Below are 21,504 nucleotides of genomic sequence, written 5' to 3'. Positions count from 1 at the left end.
GTATCGTTTTTTTCAGAGTCCGCGCGGGCGGACTTTGTATGTGTAAAAACGAATTATATTTTCTCCGAATTACCTAATTAACACCAGCAAATCGAAAATTTAAAAGCTTACTCATAGTGAGCCGATCGCGCCCCTGCCTTTTCGACTCATAAAGAGCCTCATCAGCCGCCAGTAGCAGCGTTATCGCATCATTTTCCTCACTTGTTTCCTCACTTGGAATAACGCTGGCAATTCCCAAACTAATCGTTACTACAGAATTAGGTAGACCGTCAACACAATCGGGGTTAAAAACAATATTCAAAGCTTTCACTTTCGCTCTAATTTGTTCGGCAACAACCACAGCCACCGACGCATCAGTTTCAGGTAAAATCACAGCAAATTCCTCGCCCCCGTAGCGAGCAGCTACATCAGCAGGACGCTGGAGCGATCGGCGAATTGTCTGAGCTACCGATCGCAAACACTCATCTCCTGCTTGATGTCCGTAGGTATCATTATATATTTTGAAATGATCGAGGTCGCACAAAATTAAAGATATTGGAGACCCCTCGCGAGCCATGTGTTTCCATTCCATTCGCAAGCAACTATCAAAATGCCGTCTGTTGCCAATTTGAGTAAGTTGGTCCACATTCACCAAAGCTTGCAGCCTTTGATTTTCTTGCTGCAACTCCTCAAAACGAACCACAGACAACTTGTCCTCACACAACTTTTGCCCTTGAAAATACAAGCGATATAATTCGCAAGACAAACTACAGTTATTTCCCTCTAATTTGACAAGTCCCATGCTGTCTAACTGATAAGCCATCAAAGGTTCGAGGTTAACACTATTTTTAGCATCGACAACCTGTTGGAAGGCGGAGGCGAGTTCTGGCTGCTGTTGAATGGCGATCGACTGATTTTGCAAGTAGTCGCTATAAATCCCGCTGTGAGTATGAGCTGCTGTTAACAATTCTGCCAACTCGGCTAGCCCGAGTTCATTCCCTGGTTCATCCCGATCGACGGAGAGGCGATTTTGTTGCAAAATTGCCAGGTGATACAGCGCTAAATGCACTAAATAAGGATGCCCGCCTACCATGTTCATTAATTGCTCGATCGGATGGCTATTGCTCCAGTTCAGTCCGTGTCTGCACGCCAAATCTTGAACTTGTTCAGCAGTAAATTCTGAGAGTTTAATCGGCATTCCTACATTAAATGGAGATTGATTAAGCCTCAAAGCAATATAAATCTCTGTCGAATGAATGACAACAATGCGGAGTTTTTGCCAAGTTGTGCTAGCGCGAGCTTGTTCATACCAAAAACGGATTATCGAAAGAAAATCTTGAGCAATGTTAGTGCGTTCAAATATGCGATTTATTTCGTTAATCACCAAGACAATGGGACTATCAATTAGTTCGAGCAAATAGTTTTCAAAATAAATGGTGCAGCTTACCTTGCTGCCCATATCTTCATCCCAGAATTCATCAATATTTGGTTCGAGTTTGAGTTGCCGAGTGACATTGACACAAAGCCAGCGTAAAAATTTATCTAAACTAGCAAAAACCACTGCGTCGGCTTGCTGAAAGTCTACAATTACTGTGCGGTATCCACGATCGACTGCCGCGTGAATTATCCGCAGCATCAGCGAACTTTTGCCCATTTTTTTGGGAGCTTTAATGCGAACAAGGCCTCCGGGTTTGCTAATTTCTGCACAGGCCAGGGCTTCGGCCCCTGAGCGCTCAATATAAAATCGAGAGTCAAGCGGTATGGGGCCGCCGGGAAATTCTAGGTCGGCAACTGTTTGGATCAAGTTTGGTGATTTTTGGAGTCTAGCCATAGTCATTGTGCAAGGCGATACCCTGACTGTATCTTACCTTTGTCTGGTTAGGGGGTAGACGAGCGGTGTCCAAGATCGATCGACAATCCTACAAAATCTAAGTTTTTAGGGACTTCCCGGAACTGACTTTGCTATAGTAGTGTCACTTTACCCAGTCTCAAACCCTGCTTCAACACGGCTCTGCAGACCGACAAAAATTCGACGGTAGCCCAGACGCGCTCATTCTTGGCATTTACCGGAAAAATAACTCGTCGGTCGTCAATGTCGCGCAGGAAGAGCCCCCATCAAAGGAGAAATAATCATTGTCACGTCGCTACCTGTTTACCTCTGAATCGGTCACTGAAGGCCATCCCGATAAAATCTGCGATCAAATTTCAGATACGATTTTAGATGCCTTACTGACTGAAGACCCTAAAAGCCGCGTCGCAGCGGAAGTTGTCGTCAACACCGGCTTAATGCTGCTGACTGGCGAAATTACCACTAAAGCTCAGGTAAATTACATAGAATTAGCCCGGAAAAAAATAGCCGATATTGGCTACATCCACGCTGACAACGGCTTTTCGGCCAATAGTTGCTCTGTGTTGGTGGCTCTTGATTCTCAGTCTCCCGATATTGCTCAAGGGGTGAATACAGCCCACGAAAGCCGGGAACAATCGAGTGAAGAGGAATTAGACGCCATCGGCGCTGGCGACCAAGGTTTGATGTTCGGTTTTGCTTGCAACGAAACGCCGGAAATGATGCCTCTGCCGATTAGTTTAGCGCACCGGATTTGCCGTCAACTGGCCGCAGTCCGCAAAACCGGTCAGTTATCTTACCTGCGTCCCGACGGCAAAAGCCAAGTTACGGTGATTTACGAGGACGGAAAACCCGTTGGCATAGATACGATTTTAATTTCTACGCAGCACACGGAAACGATCGGCGACATCACAGAAACGGCCGCAGTTCAAGCCAAAATCAAAGAAGACCTTTGGACTGCTATCGTCCAACCTGTGTTTGCCGATATTAGCGTGAAGCCGGATTCAGAAACTCGCTTCCTTGTCAACCCTACCGGCAAATTTGTGGTCGGCGGGCCTCAAGGAGATTCGGGTTTGACGGGCCGCAAAATTATTGTGGATACCTACGGCGGCTATTCCCGCCACGGCGGCGGCGCTTTTTCTGGGAAAGACCCCACCAAGGTAGACCGCAGCGCGGCTTATGCTTGTCGCTACGTTGCTAAAAATATCGTAGCGGCTGGTTTGGCCGAAAAGTGCGAAGTGCAGTTGAGTTATGCGATCGGCGTTGCGCGGCCTGTTAGCATGATGATCGAAACTTTTGGCACTGGGAAAGTTGATGACGATCGCCTTTTGGAAGTTGTGAAGCAGCATTTTGAACTGCGTCCTGCGGGAATCATTCAGGCATTTAACTTGCAGAATTTGCCTGCTGAAAGAGGCGGCCGTTTCTATCAAGATGTGGCGGCTTACGGTCACTTCGGACGCACTGATTTAGATTTGCCTTGGGAGGAAACTGATAAGGCGGAACTTTTGAAAGAAGCTTTGAGCCAGAAGTTGTCTGGAGTAGCTGGATAGTACAATTTTGGGGTGCGCGTAGCGCACCTTATCCATAAATAATATCGGGTGCTACCAAGGAATGTAGGGTGCGTACTCCGCACCTAATCAATAAATAATAATAGGCGCTTCTTCGGCGCATCTTATCCATAAATAATACCGGGTGCTACCAATCAATAATAACGTAGCGGGTTCAGTGCCCATCTTACACAAAAAAAGATTAAATAAATAAATGGGATTTTTCACACCTTTCCAATCAGCAATTCGCAGTTTTGCCTCTTCCCTCCAACAGCGGTTGGCGACGACTGGATTTTCTGCACCAAATCCAGCAACGCTGCCCAGTTCGTTTGCGACTAACAATCCTGGTGGAATTCGCGGCGTTTGGATAACCAGCACAGACTCCAAAGTTCTCACATCAAAAGAGCGAATTGCTGAGGCAATGGACTTTCTCGCCGATACGGGATTTAATACCGTTTTTCCTATAATTTGGAGCCAGGGTTATACGGCTTATCCTTCTCAAATTATGCGAGAAAAATTTGGGGTGGAAATTGACTCGCGCTATCAAGGTCGCGACCCCTTAGCAGAAATATGTGTTGAGGCCAAGAGAGTTGGTTTAAAAGTGATTCCTTGTTTTGAATACGGATTTGTGAGTTCTTACAATCGCAAGGGCGGTCATTTGCTGGCGAAAAAACCTGAGTGGATCGCCCGTGATTTCAGCGGCAATTTACTGAAGAAAAATAACTTTGACTGGATGAATTCTCTTGACCCGGAAGTGCAAGAATTTGTGCTGGGGTTGATGCTGGAAGTTGCTAAGAATTATCCGGTAAACGGCGTTCAAGGAGACGATCGCATTGCGTTTCCGGTAGAAGGCGGTTACGACGAAAAAACGGTTAAACGCTATCTAGAAGAGTGCGGTAAAGCAGCGCCGTCGGATTGTAAAGAACAACATTGGCTACAGTGGCGTGCTAATATTATTACTGAGTTTGTAGCTCGTTTACACCGAGAAGTGAAAGCTATTAATCCTGATTTGTTGCTATCGATGTCGCCGAGTCCTTATGACTGGGGGCTGGTGGAATATTTGCAAGATTCTAAAGCTTGGGTTGACAAAAATTTGGTGGATCTGCTTCACCCGCAGTTTTATCGTCGCGATTTTAATGCTTACAAACAATTGGTCGATAAAATGATGTCGGGACAACTTAGCGGGCAGCAAGTAAAGTGCGTGTCGCCCGGTATTTTGTTGACGAATCGAGGCAGCAAATATAGCATAACTCCCGAACTGTTGTTGCAAGTAATTGCTTACAACCGCTCTTGCGGCATTCAAGGAGAAGTGATGTTTTTTTACGAAGGTTTGCGAGATAACGATAACGTTTTGGCTAAGGTTTTGAAAAAAGGGCCCTATGCTCGTTGAGAGATTGTCCCGCCATCAATCTATTTTCGGTTGGCTGGGGTCAATCGATTTTAGATTTTAGATTTTAGATTTTAGATTGAAGTATTGACCCCACGGATAAATTCGGGGGGCAAGTTTCATCCGATACAGGTTTTTTATTTCTGGGTCCTGAGTCTGCGCGTTGGAATGAATCCGGGGGCCTGTATCCTGGATGCTTTTGGTCAACCGCGTCGATCGCTATTTCAAACCCAGTTGGTATAAAATAAGATGTTGCACCATTCTCAATAAGCTGTGATTAACAGGCAAGATGCCTGTTCCACAAAGGGTGAAATTTCTTGTGGAACAGGCATCTTGCCTGTTCCTGACAATGGTGCAAGATGTGAGTATAAAATTATATAGCAGAGCTAGGTCAGTTAAAAACCCAGCAATGCTAAGCAGCAAGCGCTACTCCTTGTCAAGCCGATCCCCCAAACAAACCCGATAATTAATAATTGGGGAGTTGCAAAAATAGTAGAAGAAGACATATTTTAGAAGTGGGTGCAAGCTTTTTTTTAGAAGTAGCGTTTTGTAAACGCCATATTTTTTAAAGACAGTTTAAAAGAGCAATCTCAACCGCTCGCCAAAATATTAGGATAAATCAGTGACCTCAGCAGCAAGCCTCATCCAACAGCTACCCGAGCTCAGCGATGCTCAATTCTATCAAAAATATTTGAAACAAAAACAAGGGATGCACACCTTGGCGACTATATTGCCGCAAGTAGAACAGCAAAGTCTAGCTTTGCGGGCAGTAAAATTAGCTCTAAAAGTAAATTTAAAACTCGGCTCTAAGCTAGCAGGAACGGTAAAGCCAGAATTTCAAACAGCCACCATAAAATTAATCGACAAAATCCCCACTTCGCCGCTGCTCAAAATTCAACTGCTTGCCCTCACAAGTTCCGATATGGCAATTCCGATGCTGGTGGCTGCATTGAACCACAAAGAAAGTGCAGTGCGCCTTGATGGGATTCGGGCGATCGGGAAAATAGGCTCCGAAGCAGCAGTAATTGAATTAGCCCGATCGCTCGAATCCAAAGATTCCCAAATCCAAGCTTGGGCCGCTTGGGCTTTAGGAGAAATTGACTCGAAACCAGCCGCTGTAGCACTGCTCAAAGCCATCAAACACCCAGAGTCTAGGGTGCGCGCCTGGGCTGTTTGGGCTTTGGGCAAAATTAACCGGAAAACAGCCGTCCCCGCGCTGCTGAAAGCCCTCAAACACCAAGACTCCGAGGTGCGCTGGCGGGCGGCCGTCAACTGTGGAAAAATAGGTGTCTCCGAGGTAGTTTCCGGCCTGCTGAATGCCCTCAGAGACGAAAATCACATCGTCCGCGCTAGGGCTGCGGCGGCTTTGGGGAAAATCGGCGATTGTGAGGCCGTACCCGGCTTAATAGAATTGCTTCACGACGATCCAGACTCCTATGCAGTTTCTTTGAGGGCCGCCGAGGCCTTGGGGCAAATTGGCACGGAAACGGCTGTGGCTGGGCTGGTGCAAGCCCTCAACCATGACGACTCAGACGTGCGCGGCAGTGCAGTTTCTGCCTTGGGAGAAATCAGCAGCGAGGTGGCTATGGTGGCCGTAATCCGATCGCTCTCGGATCGAGATATTTTCGTGCGTGGCAGGGCGGCGGTTGCCCTTGGGAACATCAATACAGAGGGAGATGCTAAATTGCCCAAAATGGTGGTCGCGGGACTGGCGAGCGCAATTGGCGACACCGAATCTTATGTGCGGTGGAGAGTTGGTGCTGCTTTGGGGGAAATTGGGACAGAGGAAGCTGTGGCAGGTTTGGTGCGGTTGCTGGGGGACGAAAATTCTGGAGTGCGCCAAAAGGCTGTTAAATCCCTCGGTCAAATTGGCTCAACGGCTGCTATTTTGGCTCTGGAAACAGCTTTAAATCGCGAATTTGCTGACGTTCGTGCGCTGGCCGCTCAATACTTGGCGGATGTCAGGACTGAGGCAGAAACAGTTGATTTTGAACCCTCTGTTTCCCCAGATTTATCGGGTGAAAAACTGCCGAAAATCCTGATTACTTCGGAAGTAGAAGCCAGTGAATACATTGTCGATCGCGCTGCGGGGCGCGAGATTAAATACCTGATCTCGATCGGCAGTCCAGGTGTTCCCGAACCCAAAACTTTTCATCAAATCCCGAACCGAATGTGCCTGGAGTTTAACGACCTCGACACCCCCGTTGACGACCCAGATCAAATCTTGCCTAGCCTTGAGGATGTACTGAAAATTATTGACTTCGCCCTCAAAATGTCGTCGCAGGGAGGCAGTTTGCTCATCTGCTGCCAAAGTGGGATCAGCCGTTCAACTGCCACAGCTTTGATTGTTTGTGCTGCGCTGTTGGGGCGTGGCAAAGAACAGGAAGCTTGGGCGGTTGTGCTTGCCGCCAGACCCCAAGCCAAGCCGAATCGCTGGATGGTACACTTGGCCGATGAAGCTTTGGGTAGAGACGGTAAGCTAGCACTGGCGATCGAATTGACCACCGCAACTCCAGAACTCGCAATCGCCAACAGTTGACCTGCAGAAAGCGGGTTTCTTTTCGCAAGCCCTACAGTTATACTCTACTAACGACACTTCGCCTCAGACTTGTCTTTGCGGGGCAACGATGCCAAAAGTCGATCGCCAGGGTGCAAAAGTTCGATCGGCTGCTGCATTTGTGACATTCTGTGCTATGAAGTTGTCGGATGCTCAACAAAAACCGTCAAGCAATCGTCGCATTGCTGGCAGCCAAAGTCCAAAGCGAAGGAATCGGGTGCATTGTCAACAGACAATATCAGCTTTGGGCTACTCACAGGCAAAACAGGTCTGAGAGAATTTTCTGCCTGTAACATTCCACGCAGGGATAATTCACTGCGGGGATAAAGTTTTATTTTTTTTGCCTGCTGCAGACTTTTACGAGTCGAAAAAGTAATTTGGCAACAGTCCTCAACAGCCTAATTATCTCTTAGACATCAACCGAATTTAAGTTTCTCCTCTGACTCGACCAGAGTTTCAGATGCTTTTTCGCAGATGTCTACCGTCAAATAGACAAGCTTTTCCGTTTGGAGAACTTAAGATCGTGATAGATTTTAACAGAATACAGGGGTTGCATATGTCAAAAATTAACTTGCTAAAAAAAACAGGACACGAAGCAAGTTTCTCGGTTGCCGTTTGGGAAGACCAGGGGGAATTGAATCCAGACTTAGAACCATTTAACCCGCCGAAAACAAACGTGAAAACGCGAAATGTTAACCCAAAAAATACCACTTTAGATAAACAGATGCCAGTTTTTATTTCCGGAGAAGTGGCTTCTATAGAAACCGTGAAGAAAAAAAAATCCAACCATGATTTTGTAGAAAAATTATCCTTAAAAGTCAGCAAAAGTTGGCCATCTAAAATTGGCGGTTTGCCTATCCATCAAAAAATTGGCTACGGGTATTTACTGGCAATAGGAATCGGCTTTCTTGGCTCGCTGAGCGGACTGGTGATTGCCGATTACTACCAAGGACAAGGATTAAAGCAATTCAATGATGCTCATCTACAAGCGCAATTGCTCGGCAATTTTAAAGATGCAGCGCTGGCGGCCCAATTGCAGGGTTCACAGCTAGATTCTTTTGTAGATAATTCGACCAAGCTCAAACAGCAAGAAGAGCAGTTGGTTAAGAGTATTGTTAAGGCGAAAAATCTGCGGTTGCGTATAGAAAAGTTTGCCGACAGCCAACCCGCTTGGCTGGCAGCAAAACCGGAACTTCTCAAGTTTTTGCTGCAAGATTGCACAAAAAAATTAGAAACATACGCCGATACTCTCCAGTCAACCTTGCAGACAATCCAGCAATCGCAACTATCGCCTCCGGAGATAGAGTCTGCCAGAAAATTGCTCGCCATCGAAAGCGGAGAAGGTGTAAAACAGCTCAACAGCAGCCTTGAGGAATTGAGCAAAATCCTCGATATTGCCCAGCAGCAAGAAGGCCAAGGCGGTGAAGTGATGGAAGACGCTCAAGGAATGGAAAAAGCCATAATTATTATTAGTATGCTGCTGTCGGTAGTGGTGGCTGGAATGGTGGCTTACCGGACGAGTCGGGCGATCGCCAAACCTGTGATCAGCGTCACTCAGGTGGCCCAACAAGTAGCCGCTGAGTCTAATTTTGACTTGCGAGTACCCGTCACCGGACAAGGCGAAATCGGATCTCTGGCTGCCTCTCTCAATCACCTAATCGAGCGCGTTTCGGGACATACAAAAGAATTAGAACAAGCTAAGGAAGTCGCCGTCGCGGCTAACACAGCTAAAAGCCAGTTTTTAGCAAATATGAGCCACGAATTGCGGACGCCTTTAAATGCGATTATTGGCTACAGTCAACTACTTTCAGAAGATGCCCAGGATGCGGGATTTGATGAGTTTGTACCCGACTTGCACAAGATTCAGAAAGCCGGCACGCACCTACTATCTTTGATTAACGATATCCTTGATTTGTCAAAAATTGAAGCGGGGGGTATGAAACTCGAAATCCAGGAGTTTGGCATCGAATCCCTGGTTGACAATGTTGCGAGTGCCGCGAAACCGTTAGTAGAGAAAAATGGCAATGTTTTGGAGATTGAGTGCGATCAAACTGTGGGCATAATGCACGCAGATTTCAAAAAAGTCCGGCAGATTTTGATGCACCTGCTGAGTAATGCTGCGAAGTTCACCAAAAACGGCAGAGTGAAACTGAGTGTCAGGCGCATTGAAGGCAGTGGCAAATTGAATACAGCAGGGCGATCGGCGATTGACTATTCAATGGCTGCCGATGAAACTCATTCTGCGGCGATCGCTTGTCCCCTGCTGAATGTTCAAGAGTCGGATTGGATTTGTTTATCTGTTAAAGATAGCGGAATTGGAATGTCGCAAGAACAACAGCACAAATTGTTTGAAGCTTTTGTGCAAGCTGACTGTTCATCAACGCGACCTTACGACGGCGCCGGATTGGGGCTGACACTTAGCCGCCACTACTGTCAGATGATGGGCGGAGAGATTTTGGTAGAAAGCGAAGAGGGAAAAGGGTCTATTTTCACTGTGCGAATACCGGCGGGAAACGGGTGATGTAATGTTTGGGCGAGAGATGTAGGGGGTACGCCGAGGGGCGAAAATGTATGTTTCAAACCTCTGGCTTTATGTCGAAATGCTTTAGTCTTGTCAGTGGGGGCGATCGCACTCTGTTAATTCTAATTGGTTATTTTGCCAATTTAAACAGCACAAACCGCTTGCTGCTGAGCTCCAACCTAAGTCTATGCCGATAAATTTCATATATTTCTGGACGCAGGGGTGGTCAGAAACCGGTTTTTTTTTGCCAAATACTTCGTTACAGCCGGCAAAAACCGCAAAAAACCCGGTTTCTTTGGCTTTGATGCGTCCACTCAACTTTTCTCCTGCTTCTCATCGGATGGTGGGGACTGTTTTTGCATTTGTTTTTGGCGTTCCCTCACCGCTTGTTCCAAAATGAATGCTGACAAGCCGCTGATTGAACGGCGTTCCTCATTTGCCCACTCTTGAAGTAGGTCATAGATTCCTTCTCCGATGGAGGTTGATATGCGTTTAGACATTAGAGGTTAATTGTTTCTTATTTAAGCCGATCGTCATTGTCGAGTATTTTAGACAATTTGGTAAAATATGCGGCAATATGTTGCAATGTGCTGCATTATGCGCTATATTCTTAGAGAGTCAAAAGCCAGCGCTGAACTTTTGCAGGGTCCGCGCTGGCTAATGGTTCCCCAAATACAAGGAGACAATCCACATAAAAGGAGACAACTACTATGGTAAAGCCTGTGAGCGACGGCAGCGAATATAACCGCGGCTATCAACAAGCTTTGAATGATTTTGGCATTACGCAACTGCTGTCGGGTATCCGCAGCTACTCTGATGAGGATTTTGAGGCCGATCGCGCGCGCATGACTGGGCCAGAGATCGAAAGCTTTGCGGTGTTTCTGATTCTGCGCGTCGGGGCGAATCTCAAAGGTAGTACGATCGCCCGCTACCTCAACACTCTCAGAAAAGCAAATTCTCCGACGATCGCCGATCGCCCCGCGATCGAACTCAACTCAAATTCGCGAGGGAAAACACCTGAAAAGTTAAAGGGGGGCGATCGCAATTCTTGGGCGGTCGTCCGAATTTTACCGAATGCGGAGCACTGTACGATCGCGCGTTTTGTCAATCGGCAAGATGCGGACGATCGGCGGAGGGCTTTGTGTCGGTTTATTCCAGGGGGTGTGTTTGAAGTTGTTATGTGCGATCGCACCTAATCAATAAACACTTGTGGACGGTGACAATTGTAGTCCCTCAGCAATTGAAATCGCTTTTGACTTCTTACTCGTATGTGGCGAAGCGCTCCTGGAATGCCAGTAAGAAATCAAACTACAAAAACTCTCGTCCCAGCAGAGTGGGACCCAAGAGTGCAGAGAATATTTAAGCAGGATATTGAAGGCTCGCTGCTATCATAATACCTAGATACTGTAAAAAAGCGATGGCTGCCAAAGACCGATTCCATGATGCTGTTAAACAAGCTCTCTTGAAGGAGAAGTGGGTAATTACGGCAGATCCGCTGATCCTCAAGATAGATCAGGTGAAGTTTGAGGTCGATTTAGCAGCAGAGAAAGTCTTTGCCGCTGAAAAGGCTGGACAAAAGATTGCTGTTGAAATCAAAAGTTTTTTGAATCCATCAGCGGTGACAGACTTTCATTCAGCGTTAGGACAGTTTTTGAACTACCGCTTAGGATTGCAAATGACCGAACCAGACAGAACTCTATATCTGGCAATTCCTCTCGATATATTTGAATCCTTTTTTCAAGAACGATTCACTCAGGAAGCTGTCAGACAGTATCAAGTGAAGTTAATCGTCTACGAACCGATGCAGGAGGTAATCATCGAATGGAAAGAATAGAAGAGTACCGCCAATTTATCCGCCAGTTGCTAACCACTCATGCCACACCAGAGCAAAATTCAGAATTGGATGTTGAATGTCAGCTTGTGTTCGATACCGAACAAGATCATTACCAAATTTTAGACGTTGGTTGGGAGGGATACAAGCGGATTTATAACTGTTTCATTCACGTAGATATCAAGGATGGTAAAATTTGGATTCAACGCAATATGACAGAAGCCGATCTTGGGCAAGAATTAGTCGAGATGGGAGTACCCAAAGAGGATATTATTTTAGGGTTGCATCCACCTTACAAGCGTCCATATACTGGCTATGGAGTTGCTTAGGAAATGCGTAAGGTTCCCCGCCGGAGTGGAAAAACCTGTTGAAATCGAAATAATCAATGGCTGACGCACGCTATAAGTTAATTTAACTGTCTAACGATTAGCATCGAGACTATTTTGGCATCGAATCAACCAGCCCCGACTTTATTTAGAAGGTTGAGAAGGTTGGGGACTTACAATTAATAATTGATCGCCGGATTGACTTTGTTGAATGGCAATCACGGGCGGGCGAGCGTTAGGGTCTTTTTGCTGTTCATTTGTTAAAGCCGGAAACAGATAAATCCAGTTCCCTCTCTCCAAAAGCAACCGCCAAACTCTAGGGTCTTTGGGATTATTGATATCAGTATAATCTCTTTTGCTCAAATCTGCAAATAGACCTGCATCGCCGATCGCCTTAAATCCTTTGGGGTCTAGTCGGAGTGTTGGATCGTCGAGTTTTCTGCCCAAAGAAATGTTGTCTTGCTTGGCGATTAAGGCAACTGCGGGTAAAGACGAATTTTCCCCGGCATCGCGTCGGGCATCGGCAATACCTTGGTGGTATGCTGACCAAAACAACACTAGCAATACCCAACCGACGATGATAATTTCGTCAACGAGCGATCGCAATAATTTGATCGAGTTATATCTATTGACATTAAATTGTTGCCAAGAGTTCAGGATGCGGTAAATCCACTTGAATCTTCTGCCGTAAGGATAGGAAAGCGACCCTGTAATTATGCCATTGATTTTAGCAGGAACTGTCTTGTTTATACTATTAACCAGCCACAAGCTGAGGTAAATCGCCAGGGCTGTCAGCAGAAGGGCGATCACACTTTTGAATATGCTTTTTCCGCCCGCGAAAAACACCTGAAGCGGCACCATAAAAAAAGATTCGACGGGTAAATCGAGAGTCGTTACCTCTAGCTGAAAGAAGGAAAAATAAGACCAGCGATAAATCCAGCCCGTGAAAAACAGGGCAGCACCAAGCAAGCCAAAAACACTGGCCAAGTTGCCTAAAATATTCGATTCGGGGGTAGATTCTGGAGTTGGGAGCACGGATTTACCCTCAAGGGACTGAAGTATGCGTTTATAATGGTAGCGGGTTAACGCTTACCCTTGAAAGGAGTTTAGGGAAGTATGAAACACAGAACAGTTTCTTTTCTAGTTGTAGCACTTTTTACAGTAACGGCGAGTATGGCTGCACGAGTTAATGCCACCAGTCAGGAAGTCCAGAAACGCAATTTGCCATCCGTACAAGCACAGGCTAACGCCAGCGGGCCCATACCCGTAGCGTTGCCGACGCAAGCGGAAATTGTGATGAAAGGGGGCGAAAAAAGAGATGGTAGAGTTGTAGAGATTGATGAGAAAGGGCAAAAATTATGGATACAGGGATCGAGGGAAAAGCGATCGCTCCCCTTGAGTCAAATTGATAAAATAGTATTTCCCAATAATGCGGTGGTTTATCGAACTAATGGGGTGCAGTTTATTCGGGGCGAAAACTCAGTAGATACAAATACTCAAGCGAAATGGAACGGTATTCCGATCGGCGATTTTCGTCTGATAGATGCTGTCAAAGGTCAAGCTGAGGTAAAATTGAGGTCGCCTGTTGTGAATCGGGGGCAATTGCGGGCAATTTTGGCAGTTGCAAAAGATCGGCAATTTGTAGTTGATGAAATGAAATTCGAGCCGCAGAAAAAGACGGTGACTATTTTAGTAACTCCTTATTGATTGTGTTAGGGGTTTAAGACAGCACCGTCCACCGTTGTTTGGGAGCGACTGCAAGGTGATTACCATATCTGATGACTTTGATGAACCATTAGAAGATTTTCAGGATTATATGTAATGAGACTTCTGATGCCTCTCCTATTTAATCGCATTCGGTGAATCAAAAAAAATGAAACGAATTATTAGCAATATTTTGGTTTTGGGTATCTGTTTAACTCCTCTGACTGTACCACCGATGCTGCAACCTAGTAGGGCGCAAAGTCCAAATGCACAGAGTCAAGAAGTAGAGAAACTGATACGGCAAGCAATGGAACAGCAACAGCAAGGAAAATCGCAACCGGCAATAGAAACATGGCAGCAGATTTTAAGCATTGTACGACAATTGAACGATCTAAAAACGGAAGTATCAGTCCTCAATAGGATTGGTATGGTCTACAACAACATTGGACAACCAAAAGAAGCATTAAAATACTTTAACCAAGCTTTGCCAATTTCGCGAGAAGTGCGGGATCGCTATGGGGAAGTTTTGACTTTGACTAATATTGGTTTAGCCTACGACAAACTTGGAAAATTAACAGAGGCATGGGAATACCTTAAGCAAGCTTTGCCAATTTGGCAGGAAGTGCGCGATCGCTCTGGGGAAGCTAGAACTTTGACTAATATTGGTTCATATTACCAGAACACAGGACAACCACAAGAAGCATTGAAATACTATAACCAAACTTTGCCAATTTGGCAGGAAGTGGGCGATCGCTCTGCGGAAGCTTTTACTTTGACTCAGATTGGTTGGGTCTATGACAGCATTGGAAAACCAGAAGAGGCATTGAAATACTATAACCAAGCTTTGTCAATTTCACAGGAAGTACACGCTCGATTTGTAGAAGCTGTTGCTTTGAATGGTATTGGTTGGGTCCACTACAGAATTGGAAAATCAGAAAAGGCATTGGACAACTTTAAGCAAGCTTTAGCAATTTGGCAGGAAGGGGGCGATCGCTCTGGGGAAGCTACTACTTTGAATAATATGGGTTTAGCCTACGACAAACTTGAACAATCAAAAGAGGCATTGGAATATCTTAAGCAAGCTTTAAAAATTAGGCAGGAAGTGAGCGATCGCCCAGGGCAAGCTGCTACTTTAACTAATATGGGTTTAGCCTATAATAACATTGGCAAACCAGAAGAGGCATTGGAATACCTTAACGAAGCTTTGCCAATTATGCAGGAAGGGGGCGATCGCTCTGGGGAAGCTACTACTTTGAATAATATCGGTTTAGCCTACCAAAACATGAAACAACCAAACAAGGCATTGAAATCCTATAACCAAGCTTTGGAAATTAGGCGGCAAGTTGGCGATCGCCCTGGCGAAGCTGTTACTTTAACTAATATTGGTTTAGCCTACCGAGATATAAATAAACCTACTGATGCCATCAAAAACTTGGAGGACTCTATCAAGATTACTTTAGAAATGCGGAGTGGTTTACAGCGAGAAAATCGCCAAAAGTTTTTACAAGCTAATAACTTAACTCCGATCGCCCTCACATCCCTCCTCATCGACCAAAACCAAGCCGATCGCGCTTTTCAATGGGTCAACATCGCCACCACAGCCGATCTCGCCGACTACACCCGCTTAATTGACGCCAAAGTTGCCAACCCCCAAGCACAAAAAGCCATTGACGAGTGGAATCAAAAAAATCAACAACTGCAATTCCTCCGCGGCCAACTCAAAGACAAATTCTCAGAAAATCTCTCCCGACAAATGCGGGAATTAGAAGCAGAAGTCAACCGTCAAGCAGAAGAAATCTCCCGCAGTTTCCCAGAAGTCGCCGAACTATTTGAAACCAAACTCAAAGACATCGCCCAACTAAAAGCAAGTATCTCACCCGGAACCGTTGTCATTCAACCAGTTTTGCTCACAAATATCGGGAATGTCCCCAATACCATCGCCCTATTTGTCTTGACAAAAGACAGTTTAAGTGTAAAAAAAATTACTATTAATCCCGCAGAATTTGACAAACTCCTCACTCAATACCGCGAACAACTGCAAAATACTGGCGACACTAACTTCACCGTAACTGGCAGCAAACTCTACGAAATCCTGATTCGTCCCGTAGAAGACCAAATTAAGGCATTCTTACCCAAACAATTGAGCATCATCGCTACGGGAAAACTGCGATACATCCCCTTTGAAACGCTCTATGACGAACAAACCGATGAATTCCTCATCCAGAAATATCCCGTCAACTATCTCACCCGCATTTCTACCAGGTCAATTCCCGATTCGACATTACAAGGCGGCATCTTAGCATTAGGAAATCCCGTCACCCAAAATCCGCAAAATCTACCCGGTTCCGAAGCAGAAGTTAGAAATATCGCTCAATTATTACCGGGAAGTTCCAGCTATATCGGCAATACCGCCACCCTCGATCAATTCAAAACTCAAGCACCCCGCTTTCCCTTTTTACACCTAGCAACTCACGGCTGTTTCCAACAGGGAGGCTGTCAAAAACTGGGGATGGAGGAAAATACACTGCTATTTGCTGACAGCCAATTCAATATTCGCGATGCGGCGTTATTAGGATTGCAAAACACCAGACTCCTCACCTTAAGTGCGTGTCAAACTGCTATGCAAGCAAATTCTAACGGTGAAGAAATATCGGGAGTTGCATATATATTTGAGCGTGCGGGCGCACAAGCGGTGATGGCGAGTTTGTGGAATGTTGATGATTCAGCTACTCAAGAATTGATGGTTGCATTTTATCAAAATATCAATAAAGGCATGAGTAAAAATGAAGCTTTGCGGCAAGCTAAGTTGAGTCAAATCCAGCGGCATCCGTTTTATTGGTCGCCGTTTATTTTAATTGGGGATGCGCGGTAGTTACTAACAGGCGGAACAGTTAACCCGATCGCATTTTCAGATGTATCTGTATCCGTAAATGCGATCGTCAGCAATTAGGAGTAGCAAGTGTTCACAAAATTCAACCTAATTACCTTTATGGCTCTGCTTCGGAGTCAATTTCCCAGGAAACACGACTTTTCGTAGTTCTTCTGCTCCTAAAACGATCGGTGGACACACCAGCAATAGCAGCCATTGCCAGGGTGCTAAAGGTGCTGTCGAAAAGATGCGGCTCAACAATTCGTTATTGATGACTAGCACTACTAAAATCCATTCAATGAGAATTCCGAGCCAGATTTGTGGATTAGAAAAGAATCCAAGTCGCAAAATTGATCCACGTTCCGATCGGCAAGCAAAGACATTGCCCGTTTGACAAGCCACAACCGATGCCAGAGTCATAGTAATGGCTTGAGTATAGATGGCGATCGTAGCGGCATCTGCTGAACGAGACAGAATGCTTGGCGTTGCTGCTTGTAATTCTGCCAAGTCATAACCGTAACTCCACCACACCACAAAAAATGCTGCCATCGCTAGGGCAGCTTCCAGCAATCCCAAGAAGCCATAGGCGCGCAACAGCAGAGACCGATCGAGAAGCGGTTGCGATTTTTTCCGGGGGGGCTGCTGCATGGTTCCGGCTTCTGCCCGTTCTGCGCCCAATGCCAATGCAGGCACTATGTCAGTTCCTAAATCAATAGCAAGAATCTGCATGATCACCAGTGCAGGAGGAATCTTCAACGCCACCATGAACAGAAATGGTACTAATTCCGGCAGGTTGGATGCCAGGATGTAGGTCATAAATTTGCGGATGTTTTGATGCACGGCTCGCCCCTCCTCGATCGCGACGACGATCGTCGCAAAGTTGTCGTCGGTAAGGACAATATCGGCGGCTTCTCGTGCCACATCGGTGCCATTCATCCCCATCGCGATGCCAATATGGGCAGCCCTTAATGCTGGTGCATCATTGACTCCATCCCCCGTCACCGCAACTACATCCCCGATCGTTTTATACGCTTCCACCAGTCGCAGCTTATGCTCAGGAGACATCCGAGCAAACACTAGCCCCGATCGATATTTAAGAATTTGTTGCAATTGAGCATCCGACAGATGCCCCATGCCTTCACCCGTTACCACCCGTACAGAATCGGTAACTAATCCAATTTTGCGGGCGATCGCCTCAGCAGTCAGTCCATAGTCACCCGTCACCATCGTCACCTTAATTCCTGCCTGATGGCACTGAGCAAGAGCGTCTCTTACCTCTGGACGGGGCGGGTCAAACATCGCCACCAGACCAATAAAAATCAAGTTTTGCTCTAAATCTTGCGATCGCAAATCCAACATTTCACTCCCCCCACGGCGCGCCGCCACCCCCAAAACCCGAAAGCCCTGCTGGGCTAAATCATCGTTAGCCGCAACTATTTCATTCGAGTCGGATTGAGTGAGTTCGGAGAGAGTTCCATTCCGCAAAATAGATGTGCAGTGTCGCAACACTTCCAGCGGTGCCCCCTTGGTAAAAGCCAGGTTCGGCAGCTCGCTATTCCATAGCGCGGACGATCGCCAGTCCAACACCACCGTCATCATCCGGCGACGAGAATCAAAAGGCACCTCCCGCAAGCGGGGAAGCTGTTTTTGCAAAGTTTCCAGATTCAATCCGGCTTTTGCCGCAGCCACCAGCAGAGCCGCTTCCGTTGGATCGCCAATTTCTTGCCAACGGCTAGGCGCTGTCAGGTGAATCAGCCGTGCATTCGAGCAAAGTGCCGCCCCCGTAAGCAGCAAATTGACTTTCCAGGATGCTGCAAAATTCGCGGGAATCTGAACCTCACCAGCCGTAGGATCGTATCCAGCGCCAGTCACTTCAATCAGAGTCGCCGTCATTGATGGATGGGATTTCTGCTTGCCGTTAAGAGGTGGTAAGACAGCAGACTCTTGGCTGGCAGGATTTGGGCTGTTCTCCGAAGATTCCCAGGGAAGCCAGAGATAATGCACCGTCATTTCGTTTTTAGTCAACGTTCCGGTTTTGTCGGTGCAGATCACCGTTGTAGCGCTCAGGGTTTCCACAGCCGAAAGACGACGCACCAAAGCATTACGGCGCACCATTCGTCGCACCCCGATCGCCAATGACAAAGTAACCGTCGGCAGTAAGCCTTCTGGCACCAGCGCCACAATGATCCCGATCCCAAAAATAAAGCTCTCTTTGAGCTCCATGCCCACCAGCAGGTATGTCAGCAGAAATACCAGAACTCCCATACCAAGGGCGATCGCAGTGATGATCCGCACAATTTCAGCAACCTGCACTTCCAACGTGCTCGGTTCCCGTTTCACAACGGCGGTGAGATGGGCTACGTGACCAAACTCAGTTTGTGCTCCCGTGGCATACACCACCGCAACGCCCCTTCCTGACGAAACCGTCGAGCCTGCGAGCACCAAATTGGGGATTTCCGCCAGATTGACCTTTTCTTGTAAGGGATGTTCGCCCGCTGGTATCGTTTTGCCACCCCGGATTGATGCAGCTTCGCGCACCCGCACCGGATGAGCGTTACGGGCAACAGGAAGCGATTCGCCAGTCATTACAGAAATATCCAGATACAGGCTTTCGGCAGTAACTAACCGAGCATCCGCAGAGATGCGATCGCCCTCTTCCAATTGCATCACATCTCCACGCACCAGTTCCTTTGCCGGAATCTGCTTTAGTTCCCCATTCCGATACACTTTCACCTGCATCGGTAACACGTTCTTTAAGGCCGCTAATGCTTGCTCTGCTTGAAATTCTTGCCAAAAACTGAATACAGCATTAATTCCGATCACCGCCCAGATTGCCCAACCTAATTGAGGGGTTCCCGAAATGAATGCCAAAATCCCTGCCACCCATAGCAACAGGGCCATAAAGTGCCTTAACTGATCGGTAAATCTCAGCCACAGAGGGCGATGTGCGGGTTCGGGCAACTCATTCGTGCCAAATTTTACGAGTCGATCGAAAGCTTGCTCATCAGATAACCCCTTGTCGCTGATTTCAAAGGATTGATATACATCTTCTGGTGATAGGGTCCAAATTGGTTGATGCGATACTGCCATACATCCCCACCCTAGAAATAGTTAATGCAATCATTCTTGGCATATTTTCCGACGAATTTGCGTAAACTTAATTTTTCTTACAATATCTTTCCGATTGAACTGCCACTGTGCAGATAATTTTTCTACTTTTAATACTGATAATATTGCATCAATAAGCTTCACAATATCGTCACTACACTATACTTGAAGTTTGTCGAGTAAATGCACTGATATAGCTGGGATATTTAGTTGCAATTCCAAAATCTTTTAGACTTTTCATCACTATGTAACTCATCTAATATCTCTTTAATTTCAAGCCAGCCATCTGAAAATTTATAAAAATCTTTTTCTAGTGGACGGACAGGCAAAATATCATACGATTGAGAATCATCTGCTTTAGAAATCATCTTCATAATTGCAAATAAAATTTCTGCTCCCAACTTTTTAGCTATCTCTTCAGCTTGAAAAATTACTGTATCATCTGAGATAAAGCTTCCGTGCAAAAGGTCATTTCTAACTTGGATAAACAGAGGACTACCTTCAGTTTCCATGTATTTTTTCCAGTCAATACTTAAGTCATTCACGAAGAATCGGATGACCCTTGAAAGGTATGGTGTTCTGCGATTCTTTCGATCCTTAATATTTTCTTTCTTAATCTTGTCAAGATCTTTATCAAAATTTTGATATGAAGATAGAAGCTGATTTTTTTGTAACCATCCATCTATTAGCTTTGAAAGTCCGTCCATTTCCCAAAACCAGTAGGAATAAAAGTATTCGATTGCAGAACATGCTGCCATAAGTTTTAATTCGACAGTAGATTCGTAAACAGTTATTTTTAAATGTCCTATTCCCCTGCTAAGTTGCTTACTTAAAGGACAACATTCTAGGAATGAAGTGACATTACCTAGAAAATGAATACCTTGAGTAGGCCAAGATTTGCTAATTTTTGGTATTCTGCGTCTCTCCCAAATAGGAATTATCTGACCGGAAATATATTTATTTTGATACCAGATTGAATAATCATAATAGATTGGTAAGATTTCACGCTCGCAGACAATACTGAGAAAAGCACAAACATCATTAATAACATTTTCTAAATGCCTAGCTAAAGAAACTTCAATTGCTTGGGCTTCACGGATTATCAGATTATTTATACGATGATTTTTTAAGGGGATTCTAATATCTATAAAACTAAGGTGGTATAGAGTATCTATATTTTTTGTGTAGAACACATTGTGGTCTTTATGAATAACATACTTCTTCCCGCACTTGACTTCATAACCTGAGTTTAAGGCACAATAAAAACTTCGCTTCTCTGCTATGGTATCGGCATCTATGTTTCGTGGTCTGGGCGTATTTTCAAACTCTGTAATAAAAGAATGGTCTCTTGATGAGAATTCATCATTTAAATAAGCTCTCAATTGAAAAAAATAGTCAGACTTTTCTTCAAAATGACAATTCTGAGGTAATCCAGAATAAGTTATAAACTTGACTACATTAAAGTTTGTTACCCCATCATTTTCATTAATATTAAACAGGGGCATAGAATAACCAATTAGTAATATTCTTCCTTTAATAACAAGAATTTGCTGTCCCTCATCGTGCATTTGCCTAGCTATTTGCAAACGCTCATCGTCAGTAATACTTTTCCAAATCAGCTTGACATCTATCTCAACTTCTTCTATGAATATAAGACGCAAGCTAATCGTTATCAATTGAACAGTATTTTTTACTAACAGTTGGGCATAACCTTGATATGTCCAATTTCCCGGAAAACCACCTATCCATCCTGGATCAGTCATAGAAGTATTTTAACTTTTGTTAATCATCAGTGATACCACATATTTGCTTTTTTGTCAAAGGAATCA

Annotated in this window: 15 protein-coding genes; 9 read left to right on the top strand and 6 right to left on the bottom strand. The window is 45.5% G+C overall.

Annotated elements, in window-relative coordinates:
* Positions 1-73: 73 nt before the first annotated feature.
* Positions 74-1,810: an AAA-like domain-containing protein gene (locus QUA03_RS15670; protein WP_333213194.1), complete on the bottom strand. Its 1,737-nt coding sequence runs from the start codon at positions 1,808-1,810 to the stop codon at positions 74-76.
* A 302-nt stretch (positions 1,811-2,112) separates the two neighbouring features.
* Between QUA03_RS15670 and metK the strand changes: the two genes are divergently transcribed.
* From metK to QUA03_RS15650, 4 genes are all read left to right on the top strand, one after another.
* Positions 2,113-3,375 carry a methionine adenosyltransferase gene (metK, locus tag QUA03_RS15665; protein WP_333213193.1) on the top strand — a complete coding sequence of 421 codons (1,263 nt, stop codon included), beginning with the start codon at positions 2,113-2,115 and terminating at the stop codon, positions 3,373-3,375.
* Positions 3,376-3,586: 211 nt separating this feature from the next.
* On the top strand, positions 3,587-4,762 hold the full coding sequence (locus QUA03_RS15660) for a family 10 glycosylhydrolase (protein WP_333213192.1): 1,176 nt from the start codon (positions 3,587-3,589) through the stop codon (positions 4,760-4,762).
* A 619-nt stretch (positions 4,763-5,381) separates the two neighbouring features.
* Complete coding sequence (locus QUA03_RS15655) at positions 5,382-7,298, top strand: HEAT repeat domain-containing protein (protein WP_333213191.1); 1,917 nt, start codon at positions 5,382-5,384, stop codon at positions 7,296-7,298.
* A gap of 574 nt (positions 7,299-7,872) precedes the next feature.
* Positions 7,873-9,837, top strand: a complete 1,965-nt coding sequence (locus QUA03_RS15650; RefSeq protein WP_333213190.1) for an ATP-binding protein — start codon at positions 7,873-7,875, stop codon at positions 9,835-9,837.
* Between the two features lie 93 nt (positions 9,838-9,930).
* Here the strand turns inward: QUA03_RS15650 and QUA03_RS15645 are convergent, their stop codons facing one another.
* A complete protein-coding gene (locus tag QUA03_RS15645; RefSeq protein ID WP_333213189.1) occupies positions 9,931-10,155 on the bottom strand; it encodes a hypothetical protein in 225 nt (74 codons plus the stop codon).
* The gene (locus QUA03_RS15640) at positions 10,152-10,337 is read right to left on the bottom strand and encodes a ribbon-helix-helix domain-containing protein (RefSeq protein WP_333108585.1); all 186 of its coding nucleotides are present in this window, start codon (positions 10,335-10,337) and stop codon (positions 10,152-10,154) included. The genes QUA03_RS15645 and QUA03_RS15640 overlap by 4 nt, the downstream gene beginning before the upstream one ends.
* 210 nt (positions 10,338-10,547) lie before the next feature.
* On the opposite strand from QUA03_RS15640, the gene QUA03_RS15635 reads away from it, so the two are divergent.
* The 3 genes from QUA03_RS15635 to QUA03_RS15625 all read left to right on the top strand — a co-directional run bounded on the left by QUA03_RS15635 (position 10,548) and on the right by QUA03_RS15625 (position 11,997).
* Entirely contained in the window at positions 10,548-11,033 is a 486-nt protein-coding gene (locus tag QUA03_RS15635) for a hypothetical protein (protein ID WP_333213188.1), read from the top strand.
* 221 nt (positions 11,034-11,254) lie between these two features.
* Positions 11,255-11,671, top strand: a complete 417-nt coding sequence (locus QUA03_RS15630) for a XisH family protein (protein WP_333213187.1) — start codon at positions 11,255-11,257, stop codon at positions 11,669-11,671.
* Positions 11,659-11,997 carry a XisI protein gene (locus QUA03_RS15625; protein ID WP_333213186.1) on the top strand — a complete coding sequence of 113 codons (339 nt, stop codon included), beginning with the start codon at positions 11,659-11,661 and terminating at the stop codon, positions 11,995-11,997. Before QUA03_RS15630 ends, QUA03_RS15625 begins: the two co-directional genes overlap by 13 nt.
* Before the next feature lie 141 nt (positions 11,998-12,138).
* Here QUA03_RS15625 and QUA03_RS15620 read toward each other — a convergent pair whose 3' ends face one another.
* Positions 12,139-13,029 (bottom strand): hypothetical protein, encoded by an 891-nt coding sequence (locus tag QUA03_RS15620; protein WP_333213185.1) that lies wholly within the window; start codon positions 13,027-13,029, stop codon positions 12,139-12,141.
* An 81-nt stretch (positions 13,030-13,110) separates the two neighbouring features.
* Here QUA03_RS15620 and QUA03_RS15615 point away from each other — a divergent pair, with 81 nt between their 5' ends.
* Positions 13,111-13,701, top strand: coding sequence for a hypothetical protein (locus QUA03_RS15615; RefSeq protein ID WP_333213184.1), 591 nt, complete (start codon positions 13,111-13,113; stop codon positions 13,699-13,701).
* A gap of 166 nt (positions 13,702-13,867) precedes the next feature.
* Positions 13,868-16,570 carry a CHAT domain-containing tetratricopeptide repeat protein gene (locus QUA03_RS15610; protein WP_333213183.1) on the top strand — a complete coding sequence of 901 codons (2,703 nt, stop codon included), beginning with the start codon at positions 13,868-13,870 and terminating at the stop codon, positions 16,568-16,570.
* Between the two features lie 105 nt (positions 16,571-16,675).
* Here QUA03_RS15610 and QUA03_RS15605 read toward each other — a convergent pair whose 3' ends face one another.
* Positions 16,676-19,657 carry a cation-transporting P-type ATPase gene (locus tag QUA03_RS15605; protein ID WP_333213182.1) on the bottom strand — a complete coding sequence of 994 codons (2,982 nt, stop codon included), beginning with the start codon at positions 19,655-19,657 and terminating at the stop codon, positions 16,676-16,678.
* Positions 19,658-19,881: 224 nt separating this feature from the next.
* Positions 19,882-21,438, bottom strand: coding sequence for a hypothetical protein (locus QUA03_RS15600; protein ID WP_333213181.1), 1,557 nt, complete (start codon positions 21,436-21,438; stop codon positions 19,882-19,884).
* Positions 21,439-21,504: the final 66 nt, after the last annotated feature.

This window comes from Microcoleus sp. S36b_A4 (genome assembly GCF_036700645.1).
In the GTDB taxonomy this organism is placed as follows: Bacteria; Cyanobacteriota; Cyanobacteriia; order Cyanobacteriales; family Microcoleaceae; genus Microcoleus.
This window is presented reverse-complemented; position numbering and strand designations above follow the sequence as displayed.

Excerpts from the sequence above, each read along its gene's own strand:
- QUA03_RS15625 (WP_333213186.1), top strand. The coding sequence starts at position 11,659 with ATGGAAAGAATAGAAGAGTACCGCCAATTTATCCGCCAGTTGCTAACC.
- QUA03_RS15635 (WP_333213188.1), top strand. The coding sequence starts at position 10,548 with ATGGTAAAGCCTGTGAGCGACGGCAGCGAATATAACCGCGGCTATCAA.
- QUA03_RS15650 (WP_333213190.1), top strand. The coding sequence starts at position 7,873 with ATGTCAAAAATTAACTTGCTAAAAAAAACAGGACACGAAGCAAGTTTC.
- QUA03_RS15610 (WP_333213183.1), top strand. The coding sequence starts at position 13,868 with ATGAAACGAATTATTAGCAATATTTTGGTTTTGGGTATCTGTTTAACT.
- QUA03_RS15640 (WP_333108585.1), bottom strand. The coding sequence starts at position 10,337 with ATGTCTAAACGCATATCAACCTCCATCGGAGAAGGAATCTATGACCTA.
- QUA03_RS15630 (WP_333213187.1), top strand. The coding sequence starts at position 11,255 with ATGGCTGCCAAAGACCGATTCCATGATGCTGTTAAACAAGCTCTCTTG.
- QUA03_RS15615 (WP_333213184.1), top strand. The coding sequence starts at position 13,111 with ATGAAACACAGAACAGTTTCTTTTCTAGTTGTAGCACTTTTTACAGTA.
- QUA03_RS15600 (WP_333213181.1), bottom strand. The coding sequence starts at position 21,438 with ATGACTGATCCAGGATGGATAGGTGGTTTTCCGGGAAATTGGACATAT.
- QUA03_RS15660 (WP_333213192.1), top strand. The coding sequence starts at position 3,587 with ATGGGATTTTTCACACCTTTCCAATCAGCAATTCGCAGTTTTGCCTCT.
- QUA03_RS15670 (WP_333213194.1), bottom strand. The coding sequence starts at position 1,810 with ATGGCTAGACTCCAAAAATCACCAAACTTGATCCAAACAGTTGCCGAC.
- QUA03_RS15605 (WP_333213182.1), bottom strand. The coding sequence starts at position 19,657 with ATGGCAGTATCGCATCAACCAATTTGGACCCTATCACCAGAAGATGTA.